The organism is Amycolatopsis panacis, from assembly GCF_003600245.1.
In the GTDB taxonomy this organism is placed as follows: Bacteria; Actinomycetota; Actinomycetes; order Mycobacteriales; family Pseudonocardiaceae; genus Amycolatopsis; species Amycolatopsis sulphurea.
In genome coordinates, this window is record NZ_QZFV01000081.1 from 57,991 (window position 1) to 72,314 (window position 14,324).

At 69.4% G+C, this 14,324-nt stretch carries 9 protein-coding genes and 1 pseudogene; 8 read left to right on the forward strand and 2 right to left on the reverse strand.

Annotated elements, in window-relative coordinates:
- Positions 1-22 precede the first annotated feature (22 nt).
- From D5S19_RS15140 to D5S19_RS15175, 8 genes are all read left to right on the forward strand, one after another.
- Positions 23-1,045: a bile acid:sodium symporter family protein gene (locus tag D5S19_RS15140; protein ID WP_199730510.1), complete on the forward strand. Its 1,023-nt coding sequence runs from the start codon at positions 23-25 to the stop codon at positions 1,043-1,045.
- Positions 1,046-1,232: 187 nt separating this feature from the next.
- Positions 1,233-3,068, forward strand: a complete 1,836-nt coding sequence (locus D5S19_RS15145; RefSeq protein ID WP_120023978.1) for a helix-turn-helix domain-containing protein — start codon at positions 1,233-1,235, stop codon at positions 3,066-3,068.
- A gap of 7 nt (positions 3,069-3,075) precedes the next feature.
- Positions 3,076-4,443, forward strand: a complete 1,368-nt coding sequence (locus tag D5S19_RS15150) for a hydroxymethylglutaryl-CoA reductase, degradative (protein WP_267901118.1) — start codon at positions 3,076-3,078, stop codon at positions 4,441-4,443.
- 4 nt (positions 4,444-4,447) lie between these two features.
- Complete coding sequence (locus tag D5S19_RS15155; protein WP_199730511.1) at positions 4,448-5,401, forward strand: hydroxymethylglutaryl-CoA lyase; 954 nt, start codon at positions 4,448-4,450, stop codon at positions 5,399-5,401.
- A 32-nt stretch (positions 5,402-5,433) separates the two neighbouring features.
- Complete coding sequence (locus tag D5S19_RS15160; RefSeq protein ID WP_120023980.1) at positions 5,434-7,491, forward strand: hydantoinase/oxoprolinase family protein; 2,058 nt, start codon at positions 5,434-5,436, stop codon at positions 7,489-7,491.
- A 25-nt stretch (positions 7,492-7,516) separates the two neighbouring features.
- Complete coding sequence (locus D5S19_RS15165; protein ID WP_120023981.1) at positions 7,517-9,661, forward strand: hydantoinase B/oxoprolinase family protein; 2,145 nt, start codon at positions 7,517-7,519, stop codon at positions 9,659-9,661.
- A 33-nt stretch (positions 9,662-9,694) separates the two neighbouring features.
- Positions 9,695-10,942 (forward strand): CaiB/BaiF CoA transferase family protein, encoded by a 1,248-nt coding sequence (locus D5S19_RS15170; RefSeq protein ID WP_120023982.1) that lies wholly within the window; start codon positions 9,695-9,697, stop codon positions 10,940-10,942.
- Complete coding sequence (locus tag D5S19_RS15175) at positions 10,942-11,724, forward strand: enoyl-CoA hydratase/isomerase family protein (RefSeq protein WP_120023983.1); 783 nt, start codon at positions 10,942-10,944, stop codon at positions 11,722-11,724. The genes D5S19_RS15170 and D5S19_RS15175 overlap by 1 nt, the downstream gene beginning before the upstream one ends.
- A 55-nt stretch (positions 11,725-11,779) precedes the next feature.
- On the opposite strand, the pseudogene D5S19_RS15180 reads toward D5S19_RS15175, so the two are convergent.
- Positions 11,780-13,243, reverse strand: a pseudogene (locus D5S19_RS15180) (NAD(P)-binding domain-containing protein); the annotation flags it as partial.
- A 109-nt stretch (positions 13,244-13,352) separates the two neighbouring features.
- Positions 13,353-13,961 (reverse strand): hypothetical protein, encoded by a 609-nt coding sequence (locus D5S19_RS31690; RefSeq protein WP_147397400.1) that lies wholly within the window; start codon positions 13,959-13,961, stop codon positions 13,353-13,355.
- Between the last annotated feature and the right edge of the window lie 363 nt (positions 13,962-14,324).

Below are 14,324 nucleotides of genomic sequence, written 5' to 3' on the forward strand. Positions count from 1 at the left end.
AATGAGCGGCGAAAGGAGTGCCATGACCGACCTCCTCACCTCGCTGACCCGCCCCGTCTCCGCTCTGCTGACCAAGCTGCGGATCGACCCGTTCATCGCGGCGATCCTGGCCACCGTGGGCATCGCTTCCCTGCTGCCCGCCACCGGCTCGGCCGCCACCGGCTTCGGGATCGCCTCGAAGATCGCGGTGGGGCTGTTGTTCTTCCTCTACGGCGCCCGGCTGTCCGGGCAGGAGGCATTGGACGGGCTCCGGCACTGGCGGCTGCACACGACGGTGCTCTGCGCGACCTTCGTGCTGTTCCCGCTGCTGGGACTGGCCGCTTCGCTGCTCTCCCCCGGACTCCTGACCGAGCCGCTCTATACCGGCGTCCTGTTCCTCTGCCTGCTCCCCTCGACCGTGCAGTCCTCGATCGCGTTCACCTCGATCGCGAAGGGCAACGTGGCCGCGGCGATCTGCAGTGCCTCGCTGTCCAACCTGCTCGGCATCGTGCTGACGCCGTTGCTGGTCGCGCTCCTGTTGTCGGCCGACGGACCAGGCGTGAGCGGTTCGGCGGTGCTGGACATCGTGGCGCAACTGCTGCTGCCGTTCGTGGCCGGGCAGCTCGCGCGCCGCTGGATCGGCCCTTGGGTGCAGCAGCATTCGACCCCGCTGAAGCTGGTGGACCGCGGTTCGATCCTGCTGGTGGTCTACACGGCGTTCAGCGCGGGCATGGCCGAGGGCACCTGGCACACGCTGGAGCCCGGCCCGTTGCTGGTCCTGCTCGCGGTGTGCGTGCTACTGCTGGCGATCGTGCTCGGCGCGACCGGCGGCGGGGCGAAGCTGCTCGGCTTCTCCCGGGCGGACCGGATCACCATCGTGTTCTGCGGGTCGAAGAAGAGTCTCGCCAGCGGCCTGCCCATGGCTACTGTCCTTTTCGGACACAGCGAGGTCGGGCTGATCGTGCTGCCGCTCATGCTGTTCCACCAGATCCAGCTGATCGTGTGCGCCGCCATGGCACGCCGCTACGCCCGTCAGGCCGTCACGGATGAGCCGGCGCTCGTCTGATGGATGGCCGTCCTCACGGTGCATCACTGGACCGAGTGGCGGGCGGACGGTGGCAGGAACGCCATCGTGAGCTGCTCGCCCGGACCGGGTGGGACGCCGGGTTCCGGCTGGTCGTGGCGGAGTGACCGAACCCCGCAGGTAGGTATCGTGCAGTGATCGGCACTGGTACGGGGTGAGGTGAGCGGACATGGCGGCGGTTCCGGTCGACGTGGTGGTCGGCCTGCTCGGCGCGGCCTCGGCCGGACATCCCGAGCCGGACGGCGAAGTGCGCGAGCTGTTGTCGGGCAGCGGCCTGCCGGAGCAGGACGTGGCCCGGATCTCCGCCGAGGTGCGCCGGCTCGGCGCCGGGGTCGCGCGCTGGCGGCGGCGCGGGCGGGAGCTGTCCGCGCTGTTCTCCTCGGCCCGCGAGCTGGCCCAGCTGCGGGATGTGGACGAACTGCTGTCCCGGTTGGTGGAGCGTGCACACGACCTGGTCGGCACGGACGTGACCTACCTGTCGGAGTTCGACGCGCACAGCCGGGAGTTGCGAGTGCGGACCACGCTCGGCACGGTCGCGCCCGCGTTCGCGGGGTTGCGCGTGCCCCCGGGGATGGGGCTGGCCAGCATGGTCGTGGAAGGGCGGCGGCCGCGCTGGACGTCGAGCTACGACGCGATGACCCAGGCGCCGCACGAATCCGGGATCGACGCCGCCGTACGCGCGGAGGGTCTGGTCTCGCTGCTCGGGGTCCCGCTGCTCGCCGGTGAGGAGGTGATCGGCGTGCTGTTCGCGGCGAACCGTTTCGAACACGCCTTCTCCCCCGACGAGATCTCCCTGCTCTCCGCCTTCGCCGACCATGCCGCGGTCGTCCTGCAGACCGCGCGGCTGCTGGAGCGCACGCAGGCCGCCGCGGAGGAAACCCGGCACGCATATGGCGAATTGGCCCGGCACGTGGAGGCGATGGAACGGGCCAGCGGCGTGCACACCGACCTGACCAGCCTGGTGCTGCAGGGCGGGGACGCCGGTGAGGTGGCCACCGCGCTCGGCCGGGCACTGCGCTGCCGAGTGTCCATTTTGGACGAGAACAGCGCGGCGAAGAACCCCGCGGTGCGCCAGAGCAGGCACAGCGGACGGTGCGTGGCCACCGGCGACGGGGCGCTCGCGGTCGCCGTGGTGGCCGGGTCGGCGCTGCTCGGCGCGCTCCTGCTGGAGGAGGGCGAGGTCGAGTTCGGGCCGGTGGAACGCCGCACCGCCGAACGCGCCGCGCAGATCACCGCGTTGCTGCGGCTCAAGCAGGACGCGCTGGCCGAGGCCGAGCAGCGGGTTCGCGGCGATCTGCTGGCCGAGCTGGTCTCCGGCGATCCCGATCGTCTGGCCGACATCGCGGACCGGGCGCGGGCGCGCGGGATCCGGCTCGACGAGCTGCGTTCGGTCGTCGTGCTCGCGGTGCCCGCCGACCGTCAGCGGCAAGCGGCACGGGCGGCCCGGCGAGCCGCCGCGCTGGTCGGCGAGCACGCCGAGCACGTTGTGGCGCTGACCGAAGACCGCGATCCAGAGGTGGCCGGGCGGGCCGTGCACGCGGTGGTTCGGGAAGCGCTCGGCACGGCGGTGCTCGCGGTGGCCGCATCCGTCGACGACCTGCCCTCCGGGCTGGGCACGGAGGTCGAAGCGGCCGGAGCCTGTGCCCGCGCGCTACCCGCGCTCGGCATCGCCGACGCCGCGGTCACTACCGACGAATACCTGCCCTACGCCGCGTTGTTCGGTCCTGGCAACACGCGGGTGGCGGCGTTCGTGCGCCGCGTGGTCGGACCGGTCGTGGACTGGGACGCCGGCCATGGCGGCACGCTGCTGCCGACGCTGGCCGCCTATCTCGGCAACCGGATGAGCCCGGTGGCCACCGCGCGTGCGCTGCACGTGCACAAGAACACCGTGCTCCAGCGTCTGGATCGGGTCGCCGAGCTGCTCGGGCCGGAGTGGCAGGAGCCCGACCGGGTGTTCCGGCTGACCGTCGCGGTCCGGCTGGCCCGGCTGTCGGACGGTCCATGAGACCCCGATCCGCGCTGGACGATCGGTCCATTCCGGACCGGGCGTCGCGCGCCTAACGTCGGCCCCGTATCCACCACCACGTCGAAGTGGAAGGGGCGCCATGACGCGCACCAGCCGTATCCAGGGGTTCCGCGATCTCGCGATCGGGGAGCGGCGCACCGCGGCCGCGGCGGCCACCGGCCTCGATCCGGCCGTGCTGGCGGTGCTGGATCCGGAGCAGGGCCTCGGCACCGCGCTCGCCGACCAGATGATCGAGAACGTCGTCGGGGTACTGGGCGTCCCGCTGGGGCTGGCCACGAACTTCGTGGTGGACGGCCGCGAGGTGCTGGTGCCGATGGCCACAGAGGAACCCTCGGTGGTCGCCGCGGCCAGCAACGCGGCGAAGATCGCCCGTGCCCACGGCGGGTTCGCCACCAGCTCCACCACCCCGGTCATGCAGGCGCAGATCCAGCTGCTCGAAGTCGCCGACCCCGAGGCCGGGCGGCTGCGGCTGCTGGAGGCCCGCGAGGAACTCATCGCGCTGGCGAACGCGCAGGACCCGAAGCTAGTCGAGTTCGGCGGCGGGGTCCGGGACCTCGCGGTCCGCCTCGTCGACTCCCGTGCCGGCCGCTACGTGGTGGCGCACCTGCAGGTCGACGTCCGGGACGCGATGGGGGCCAACGCCGTCAACACGATGGCCGAGGCAGTCGCCGCGCGGGCCGGACAGATCGCGGCGGGCCGTCCGCTGCTGCGCATCCTCACCAACAAAGCCGATCTGCGGCTGTCGCGGGCGCGCGCGGTGTTCGACGCCGGGCTGCTGGGTGGCCCGGCCGTGGTGGCCGACCTGGTGCACGCGGCCGCGCTCGCGGAGGCCGATCCGTACCGGGCGGCCACGCACAACAAGGGCATCATGAACGGAATCAGCGCGGTGGTGCTGGCCACCGGCAACGACACCCGCGCGGTCGAAGCGGGCGCGCACTCGCACGCGATTTCCCCGGCCGGGCACTACACCTCGCTGTCGCGGTTCGAAGCCGACGCGGACGGCAACGTGGTCGGTACGCTGGAGTTGCCGATGCCGGTCGGCCTGGTCGGCGGGGCCACGAAGGTGCACCCGGTCGCGCAGGCATGCGTCGCCCTGCTCGGGGTCACGAGCGCCGCTGAGCTGGCGCAGATCGTGACCGCGGTCGGGCTGGCCCAGAACTTCGCCGCCGTGCGAGCTTTGGCCACCGAAGGCATCCAGCGCGGGCACATGTCTTTGCACGCCCGCACGATCGCCACCACCATCGGCGCGACGCCCGAGGAGGTACCTGCGGTGGTGGCCCGGCTCATCGCCGACCGGGCGGTGCGCGCCGAGCACGCGGAGAAGGTCCTCGCCGAACTCCGCGGCAAGGAGTGATCCGATGAACCCGCTGCCGCACTACGGCGTCGACCCGCTGCCCGGTCTGCCCGGCTCGGTGACGATCTGCGAGGTCGGCCCCCGCGACGGACTCCAGAACGAGCAGGCGATCGTGCCCGCCGACGTCAAAGTCGAACTGGTGGCACGGCTGGCCGACGCGGGCCACACGGTGATCGAGACGACCAGCCTCGTGCACCCGAAGTGGGTGCCGCAGCTGGCCGACGCCGAAGAGGTACTGCGGCGGGTGGAACGGCGCCCCGGCGTGCGGTATCCGGTGCTGGTGCCCAACCGGCGTGGGCTGGACCGGGCGCTCGACCTCGGCGTCACCGACATCGCCGTGTTCGCTTCGGCCACGGAGAGTTTCGCGAAAGCCAACCTGAACCGGACCGTCGACGAGTCGCTGGAGATGTTCGCCCCGGTAGTCGCCCGCGCTCGCGAGGCCGGGCTGAACGTACGCGGCTATCTGTCGATGTGCTGGGGCGATCCGTGGGAGGGCGAAGTACCGATCCCACAGGTCGTCGCGACGGCGAGCCGGTTGCTCCGGCTCGGCTGCACCGAGCTGAGCCTCGGCGATACGATCGGCGTAGCCACGCCCGGCCGGGTCGCGGCGCTGCTCTCCGCACTGACCGCCGCGGATGTCCACATCGGACAGATCGCGGTGCACTTCCACGACACCTACGGGCAGGGGCTGGCCAATACCCTGACCGCCCTGCGGGCCGGCGTGCGCACCGTGGACGCCTCGGCGGGCGGGCTCGGCGGCTGCCCGTACGCCGGTGGCGCGACCGGCAACCTGGCCACCGAGGACCTCGTGTGGCAGCTAGCCGGCCTCGGCATCCACACCGGGATCGACCTGGCCAAGCTCGTGGACACGAGCGTCTGGCTGGCCGAGCGGATCGGCCGTCCGCTCACCTCCGGCACCGCACGGGCGCTGGCCACTGAACCGTCCACAAAGCACTGAAAACTTCGACGCAGTCAAGGGAGACAGCGATCATGACCCTGCACGTGGGCATCGACGTCGGTGGCACGTTCACCGACGCCGTGGCGATCGCCGACGGGCGAGCGATCCGCGGCAAAGCGTTCTCCACCAAGGACGTGACCACCGGCATCCTGAACGCACTCGCCGTGCTGCAGGAGCGCGCCGGCCGGTCGGAAACGGAGTTCTTCGCCGAGGTCGACCGGTTCGTCCTCGGCAACACCATCGTCACGAACGCCGTCGACGAACAGAAGTACGCGGCGGTCGGGCTGCTGACCACCCAGGGATTCCGCGACACCCTGCGCATCGCGCGCTCGGCCCGCACCGACGAACGTGATCCGCACAAGATGGCGGCCCCGCCCGACATCGTCCAGCGACGCCGCATCGTCGAGGTCGCCGAACGGATCGACGCGCACGGCCAGGTCCTCGTCCCGCTCACCGAAGCGGCGATCGCGAACGCGGTGGACACGGTGCTCGCTACCGGCGCCGAGACCATCGCCGTGTGCCTGCTGTGGTCGTTCCGCAACGCTGTGCATGAAAAGGCGATCGGCGACTACCTCGCGAAGCACCACCCGGACCTGCCCTACACGCTCTCCAGCGCGCTCACCCCGGTCTACCGCGAGTACGAGCGCATGGTCACCACCTCACTCGACGCGGCAGTCAAGCCGATCGTGTCGTCGCACTTCGAGCACCTCGCCGAGGAGCTGCAGCGGCGGGGCCTGCGCACGCGAGTGCAGATCATGCAGGTGCACGGCGGGTTCCTGTCCGTGGAGGAGACCGGCAAGGCGCCGATCTCGATGTTCAACTCCGGTCCGGTAGGCGGGGTCACCGGTGCTCGGCTGCTGGGCAAGCAGCTCGGCCGCGCCCGGGTGCTGACCGCGGACATGGGCGGGACCAGCCTGGACGCCGCGGCGATCCTGGACGACGAGTTCCGGCTGCTCCCCCGCGCCGAGATCGGCGGGCTGCCGACCAGCCTCACCGCCGTCGACATCGAGACCATCGGCGCCGGCGGCGGCAGCCTGGCCTGGGTGGACGGGCGGAACCTGCTGCGCGTCGGCCCGCACTCCGCGGGTTCGGTGCCCGGCCCGGCCTGCTACGGCAAGGGCGGTACCCGGCCCGCGGTCACCGATGCGGCGCTCGTGCTCGGGCTGATCAACCCGGACTACTATCTCGGCGGCACCGTGCCGCTCTACCCGGACCAGGCCAGGGCCGCGCTCGGCAAGCACGTGGCCGAGCCGCTCGGCCTCACCGACGACGCCGCGGCCGAGGGCGTGTACCGGCTCGCCACTTCGCAGATGTCCAACGCACTGCGCAAGATCACCGTCAACCGCGGGCACGATCCCCGCGAGTTCACCCTCGTCGGGTTCGGCGGCGCCTGCGGCCTGTTCGCCGCCGCCATCGCCGCCGAAGCCGGTGTCGGCGAGGTGGTGATCCCGCGTAACGCCGCGGTGTTCTCCGCCTACGGCCTGATGCACGCGGATTCGGTCTTCTCCGCCGTGCAGACCAGCCCGTGGACGCTCGCGCAGCCCGCGGCGGCGCTGGAGAAGGAGTTCGCGGCGCTCGAAGAACGCGCGCAGGCCTGGTTCGCCGCCGAAGGAATCCCGCAGGACCGGCGCGAACTCCACCGCGAAGCCGACATGAAGTTCGTCGGCCAGATCTTCGAGGTCACCACCCGGCTGCCGGCCGGAACCTTCGGCGAGGACGGCAAGGAGGCGCTGCGCGCGCAGTTCATCGCCGACTACGAGGAGGAGTTCGGCGCGGGCACCGCCTGGACCGAAGCCGAGATCCTGCTGGTGAACTCGCGGGTCCGGGCGATCGGCCGCAGCGAGGTGCAGACCGTGCGGCAGTTCGCCGGGGCCGACGACGAACCCTACGAGCACAGCCGCCGCAGCGTGCTCGAACCGCTCACCGGGCAACGCGTCGAAATGGACGTGCACCGCGGGTTCGGCGCGCTGGGCCGGGCGAACGGCCCGTGCCTGCTGGAGGAACCCGACACCACCGTCTACGTGCCCACCGGGGCGACCGTCGAGCTGACCGGCAGCGGCGATTTCCTGCTGCGCCTCGCCGCCCGCTGAGCCCACCCGCCGAAGGAGACGACCCATGAGCACCCCGCACCAGCTGCCCGAGGGCTACGACCCGGTCACCCTGGAGGTGATCCGGATGCGCCTGGACTCCATTGTGGAGGAGATGGGCATCGCGATGATCCGGTCCTCGGGTTCCCCGGTGATCACCGAGGCCGGCGATTTCAACACCGCGCTGTTCGATCCCACCGGCCGCATCTACGCCTACTCCGACTACGTCCAGTTCCACATCGGCTCCGGCAGCGTCGCCGTGCAGAACCTGGTCAAGGCGATCGAGGGCGAACCGCTGGCCCCCGGCGACGCCTTCATCTGCAACGACCCGCACACCGCCGGGGCGAGCCATCCGCCGGACACCAACGTGATCTCGCCGATCTTCCACGGCGACGAGCTGATCGGCTGGGCGCAGTCGCAGGCGCACCTGGTCGACGTCGGCGGGATGACCCCCGGCGGGTTCGCCCCCGGCGCGCGCGACTGTTACGCCGAGGCACTGCGCCTGCCACCCGGCGTGAAGGTCTTCGAACGCGGCGAGCCGGTCGAATGGGTACGCCGGATCCTGCTCAACAACGTGCGGGTGCCCGCGTTGTTCTGGAACGACGTGCGCAGCCTGGTGGCGAGCAACAACACCGGGATCCGGCGATTGCTCGGCACCGTCGAGGAATTCGGCTTCGACGTGTTCCGTGACTACACCCGGCTTTCCTTCGCGCTGGCCGAACAGGTGGTGCGCGAACGGATCGCGCGGATCCCGGACGGCAGCTACGCCGCCGAGGAATGGACCGAGCACAACGGTCATGACGACGAGCTGTACCGGGTCGCGTGCACGATGACCAAGCGCGAGGATCAGATCACCTTTGATTTCAGCGGTTCCAGCGAGCAGACCGACGGGTTCGTCAACTGCAGTTACGGCGCGCTCGTCGGCAGCGTCGCGACTGCCGTGGTGCCGATTCTCGCCTGGGATGTGCCGTTCAACGAAGGCGTGATGACCGCGTTCGACATCGTCGCCGAGCCCGGTTCGATCGTGCACCCCCGGCCGCCCGCGCCGATCAGCAACGGGCACCTCACCACCGGCGCCCGGGTCAGCCGAGTGGTCACCAAGCTGCTGAACCAGGCCTGTCGCGGCAGCAGCGACGAAGAGATCCGCGAGCGCACCCAAGGGGTGTGGGGCGATTCGTGGACCGGCGGCATTTCCGCGGGCACCACCGATGACGGTGACTACTTTGTACTGTTCAATATGGACGGTGGCGGGATGGGCGCGGGCGCCCAGCCCGAACGCGACGGGCTCGACTGCGCCGGGATGATGACGCAGGTCAACAACATGCTGCCGGACGTCGAGATGAACGAGATGCTTTATCCGGTGCTGTACCTGTGGAAGCAACTCAATCTCGACAGCGCCGGCCACGGCGCGCACCGCGGCGGTCTCGGGCTGCGCTTCGCGTGGACCCTGCACGGCGCCGACGAGGTCACCCAGACCGTGTTCGCGCCGAGCGCCCAGGTCGTCGCGGACGGTTTCGGCGGAGGTCTTCCCGGCGGCGGCAGCGGTCACGAAGTCTGGCGGGAAACCGATGTCGCGCGACTGCTTTCCGCGGGCCGGGTGCCGACGAGGGATTCACTCGGCGCCGAGGCGCGGGAGCTGCTGGCGATCAACCAGCAGTCGGTCACCATCCGCGGTGAGGACGTTCTGGTGCAATGGATCGCCGGTGGCGGCGGATACGGCGACCCGCTGTTGCGGGACCCGCAGCTGGTCGCCGCCGACGTCCGTGACCAGTACGTCACGGAGGAAACCGCTTTGCACACCTACGGTGTGGTGCTCACCGACGGGGTTGTGAACGAAGCCGCCACGCGGGAAGCCCGCGCCGCCGTGCGCGCCGAACGGCTCGGCAGCGCACCCGAGCGACCGGTGCCGAACGCTGTCCCGGCCGGCGCCTCCGCACCCCGCCGGGACGAGCACGGCTGGTACGTACCCGCCAGCGGCGCCCGGCTGGGCAACGACGCGGACTGGCACGGCGCGGCACGAAAGCTCACCCACGTCGCCGCCGAACGGCTTGCCGAGCACGGCGTGCGGGTCCGGCCCCGCACCACCGGCGGCGCGCGCGTGCTGATCGACGAGTACTACAGCCCCGTCTGCGGCACACTGCTCGAAGCGGGGATCCGCGTGGATCAAGGCTGAGCAGACGGTATCCGAGAAGCGAAGAGGCACACCATGACGATCGACGAAGGCGCGCTGCCACCCGGCGGACTGCCCGAAGGAGCGTTGCGCGGCATCGTGGTCCTGGACATCACGCGCGTCGTGGCCGGGCCGTTCTGCTCGATGCTGCTGGCCGATCTCGGCGCCACCGTGATCAAGATCGAGAACCCACGGGATCCGGACTACGCCCGTGACTTCCCGCCGATGCTGCACGGAACCGGGGATACCGGGTTCAGCGCGTTCTTCGCGCAGTTCAACCGGAACAAGCTCGGGCTGACCATAGACCTGGCCACCGCCGAGGGCACGGAGCTGCTGAAGAAACTGGTGCGCCGCGCCGATGTGCTGGTCGAGAACTTCCGGCCGGGCACAATGGACAAACTCGGCGTCGGCTACGAGGTGCTGCGGCAGGAGAACCCGCGGCTGGTCTACACGGCCATCTCGGGGTACGGGCAGACCGGCCCGTACCGGCGTCGTCCCGCCTACGACAACAGTGCACAGGCGACCGGCGGGCTGTGGTCGATGAACGGCTTCCCGGACCGTCCGCCGGCGCGGGTCGGCACCATCATCGGGGACCTCTCCGCGACCCTGTACGCGGTCATCGGCACCCTCGCCGCACTCCGGCACGCGGAAAGCACCGGCGAAGGACAGCTCGTCGACGTTTCACAGCAGGACTCCGTGCTGAGCCTGACCGAGAACGCCGTGGTGTCCTACACCGTCGAGGGGAACGTGCCCAGCCCGCTCGGCAACGAGCATCCGTTCGTGAAACCCTATGAGCTGTACCCGTGCCGGGACGGGTTCGTGTTCTTCGGCGGATACACCGACAAATTCTGGCGGATCTCGTGCGAGCTGTTCGGTTCGCCGGAGCTGGCCGAAGACCCGGAGATCGACACGATGGCCAAGCGGTTCGTGCCCGCGGTGTACGAACGCCGGGTCCGCCCGGTGCTGCACGAATGGTTCGCGGACAAGACGAAACGCGAACTGGAGGAGATCGCCGGCGACGCGGTGCCGCTCAGTGCGGTCAAGGACATCGGCGAAGTCGTGGAGGATCCGCAAATCGCCGCGCGCGACATGGTCGTGGACGTCGAGTACCCGGAATTCGGCGAGCTGCGCATGTTCGGTTCCCCGATCAAGCTCGGTGCCACCCCGGCCCAGCCGCGCGGACTCGCGCCGAAAGCCGGCGAGCACACGGCGGCCGTGCTGCGTGCGTTCGCCGGGCTGGACGAGCAGGACATCGCCGCGCTGCGGGCAAAGGGGGCGATCTGATGGCGGGCATCTCCCTCGACCGCGACGGTGCGGTGGCGGTGCTCCGATTCGACCGGCCGGAAAAGCTGAACTCGCTGACCCTGGCGATGTACGAGGAGCTGGGCGCCGCCTTCGCCGAGGTCCGCGACGACGACTCGATCGCCGTCGCGGTACTCACCGGCCGGGGCGAGCGGGCGTTCTGCGTCGGCGCCGATCTCACCGAGTCGATTCCGGTGCTGGCCGAGGGGCGGTTCGACATCTCCGAGTGGGACCCGGCGCACCAGAAGCACACCAGGCTGTTCAAGCCGGTACTCGCCGCGGTGAACGGGCTCTGTCTCGGCGGCGGGTTCGAGATCATGCTGTCGACCGACCTGCGCATCGCCGCCGACACCGCGGAATTCGGGCTGCCCGAAAGCGGGGTCGGGGTGGTGCCCGCGGGCGGCACGCTGACCCGGCTGACGCGGCAGATCCCGTACGCCTGGGCGATGGAGCTGATGTTGCAGGGCGACCGGATCACCGCCGCGCAGGCCTTGCGCTACGGCCTGCTCAACGAGGTCGTCCCCGCCGAGCAACTACTCGATTCCGCGCTGGCCCGCGCGCACCGGCTCGCCGCCCGCAGCGGCACCGCGCTCGCCACCATCAAGGAAGCCGTGCTGCGGCTGGGCGATCTCCCGCAGGACCAGGCCTTCCACCACGAGGCGCACTACGGGCAGCAGGCGTTCACCTCAGCCGACGCCCGCGAGGGCCTGCGCGCCTTCGCCGAGCGCCGCCCGCCCGACTTCCCCTCCCGCCGCACGCTGTGAAGGGTCCCTTCACGGACGCTGCGTCCGTGAAGGGACCCTTCACAGCCCTTAATCAGGAGAGGTGGTCGACCTGGCCGTGCGCGAGCTTGATCTCGCCGCCCGCCACCAATTCCGCCGCACCGACGTCGATGTAGTAGCCCGAACCGCGGCGCAGGTACTTCATGAACAGCCCGGACCCGTCGTCGCCCCAGTCGTGCTCGAAGCCGGCCTCTTCGAGACGCCGGTAGAAGTCCGCGTCGCGTTCTGCGATCTGCCGGTAGATCGGGATCTGGAACTCGTGCATGATCCGATACGGCAGCGAGGCGAAGGTCATGTCCGCCTTCTCCGTGGTCATCCCGCCGCGCACGGCCCGCTCCGAGTAGAGGTCGCCGAGGCCGAATTCCATCAACGATTCCGAACGCACGACATGCGTCGACGAGCGCTGCACCATGGTCACGTCCGCGCCGTGTTCCCACAGCGCCGCGCAAATGTCGTGCGCGGAGTTGTTCGAACCGATCACCACCGCTTTCCGGCCCGCATACCCCTCCGGCCCGGGATGCTGCGAGGAATGGTGCTGATCCCCTTCGAACTCGTCCATCCCCGCCAGCGCGGGCAGATTCGGCTTGCCCGACATCCCCGTCGCGAACACCACGTGCCGCGGCGTCAACACCACCTCATCGCCCGCCCGGTCCACCACGACCCGCCATTGCTGCGCATCCTCGTCGTACTCGGCGGAGGTGACCTCGGACCGGGTCCAGTACGGCACCTCCATCACCCGGGTGTACATCTCCAGCCAGTCCGCGATCTTGTCCTTTGGCGAGAACACCGGCCAGTTTTCGGGGAACGGCAGGTAGGGCAGGTGGTCGTACCAGACCGGGTCATGCAGGCAGAGGCTCTTGTACCGCTTGCGCCAGGAGTCACCGGCCCGCTCGTTGCGCTCGACCACCAACGCGGGCACCCCGAGCTGACGCAACCGAGCGCCAAGGGCGATCCCACCCTGCCCACCACCGATGACAACGACGTACGGCTGCCGCTCGTAGCCCAGTTCGGCTTGTTCGGCCTCGCGATCCTCCGCCCACGACCGGCGATCCTCGATCGCGCCGTAGCGGGCACCCTTCGGCCGGCGGTCACCGCGCGGTTCCGGGAAGTCCTTCAGCTCACGCAGAGTGGTCAGCAGCGTCCAGGCGCCTTCGTCCTTCAGCCGTAGGTGCCCCTTGCCGTAACCGGCCGCAGTCTCGAACTCGATCCACGCTTCGATGACGCCACCCGCCTCCGTCGGCGGTTCCGTGGTCCGGAAGCCGGACGCGCCGGTTTCGTCGAGGCAGCCGGCGAGCAGGTCGGTGACGCCCTCACGACCCTCCACTGTCGTGAGGTTCCAGGTGAACGAGACCAGGTCACGCCAGAAACTGCCAAGCGCGAACAACTCGGCCGCGGCCTCGATGTCGCGTGCCGCCAGCGCCGCCTCGAACCGGGCCAGCCAGGCGTCGACGCGGGCCTGGGGCGTGCGCTCCAGTTCCACCGGATCCAGCGTTCGGGTCATCACCACTCCTCACCGACGGGATTGTGCCGTTGTCCCGATCACACCGTGGTCGGTGCGGGGTGGGCAAGGTTGCGGGGAATTGCACGCGTTCGGAGGCCTGGCCGGTGCTTTACGCCGGGCGGGTGTGGAAGGTGCTGCGATGCAGGATGCCCGCCCGCCGGGATCTACCGCGAGTCCCCGCCGATTCCGTCCGTCTCCAGAATGACAATAGCCCGGCACGACCCCGAATAGGTCCGATCGGATGACCATTCGACTCTATTCGCACCGCAGCCAGGCTCCGATTTTCGCCTATTCCCAGCCAGACCCCCTGCGGAGACAGGATCCAGCTATCGACTTCCGCAGGCGCGACCGCACCCACATAGAGACAGTCCGCCATCAGGATCCTGTGCCAAAATCTACCTTGGTACTCGTACACGTGACCTGATTCCGGCTCGACGTCGATCGCCAACCGCACCAGGCATGACTGCGCTGTCGAAGACGAGCATGTTTCCTCCGACCGGCGATAACGACGAAGATCCACTTTCGCCGAGAAGGCGATGATGCGAGAGGTGTCTGTCGCGATCTCGAACTCCAGTTCGTCAACCATAATCGTTGCCGAAGGCACGCCATCGAGCGCCGAGTGGAAATCGGAGGTCAAGAACTCGCGCCAGCCGCGCTGCCCCGGTAGATCTTCGGCAAGAATCTGCGCCGTCACATGAACCGCTTCTCCAGCGATCACGAGAGGCAGGGGAACCATTGGATCTACTTCACTGAGCGTTATTCAAAACCATTGTGAGTAATTACGTGAATTACTGATCCACTCCGGCGTGTCACCGAGAAAGGCAACGGTCCTCGCGAGAAAATTTGAGAGTTCCGACCAAAGAATCCTCAATACCCGGGAGAACCGTTGCGCTACCATCGTACTACAGGCCTCATGTTGTCGCAGATGCAGGAGCTTGTGTGGCGAGTCCGTGGATCGTTGACCGAGCCGTGGAATAAGAAGATCGGGCGGCCGAAGTCGTGTGGATTGCACCGGGCGGTGGAGATCGCGTGCATGCATCTGCGTCATAACGGGACGCAGGAGTTTCTTGGCGATATGTGG

Excerpts from the sequence above, each read along its gene's own strand:
- D5S19_RS15140 (WP_199730510.1), top strand. The coding sequence starts at position 23 with ATGACCGACCTCCTCACCTCGCTGACCCGCCCCGTCTCCGCTCTGCTG.
- D5S19_RS15145 (WP_120023978.1), top strand. The coding sequence starts at position 1,233 with ATGGCGGCGGTTCCGGTCGACGTGGTGGTCGGCCTGCTCGGCGCGGCC.
- D5S19_RS15155 (WP_199730511.1), top strand. The coding sequence starts at position 4,448 with ATGAACCCGCTGCCGCACTACGGCGTCGACCCGCTGCCCGGTCTGCCC.
- D5S19_RS15160 (WP_120023980.1), top strand. The coding sequence starts at position 5,434 with ATGACCCTGCACGTGGGCATCGACGTCGGTGGCACGTTCACCGACGCC.
- D5S19_RS15165 (WP_120023981.1), top strand. The coding sequence starts at position 7,517 with ATGAGCACCCCGCACCAGCTGCCCGAGGGCTACGACCCGGTCACCCTG.
- D5S19_RS15170 (WP_120023982.1), top strand. The coding sequence starts at position 9,695 with ATGACGATCGACGAAGGCGCGCTGCCACCCGGCGGACTGCCCGAAGGA.
- D5S19_RS15175 (WP_120023983.1), top strand. The coding sequence starts at position 10,942 with ATGGCGGGCATCTCCCTCGACCGCGACGGTGCGGTGGCGGTGCTCCGA.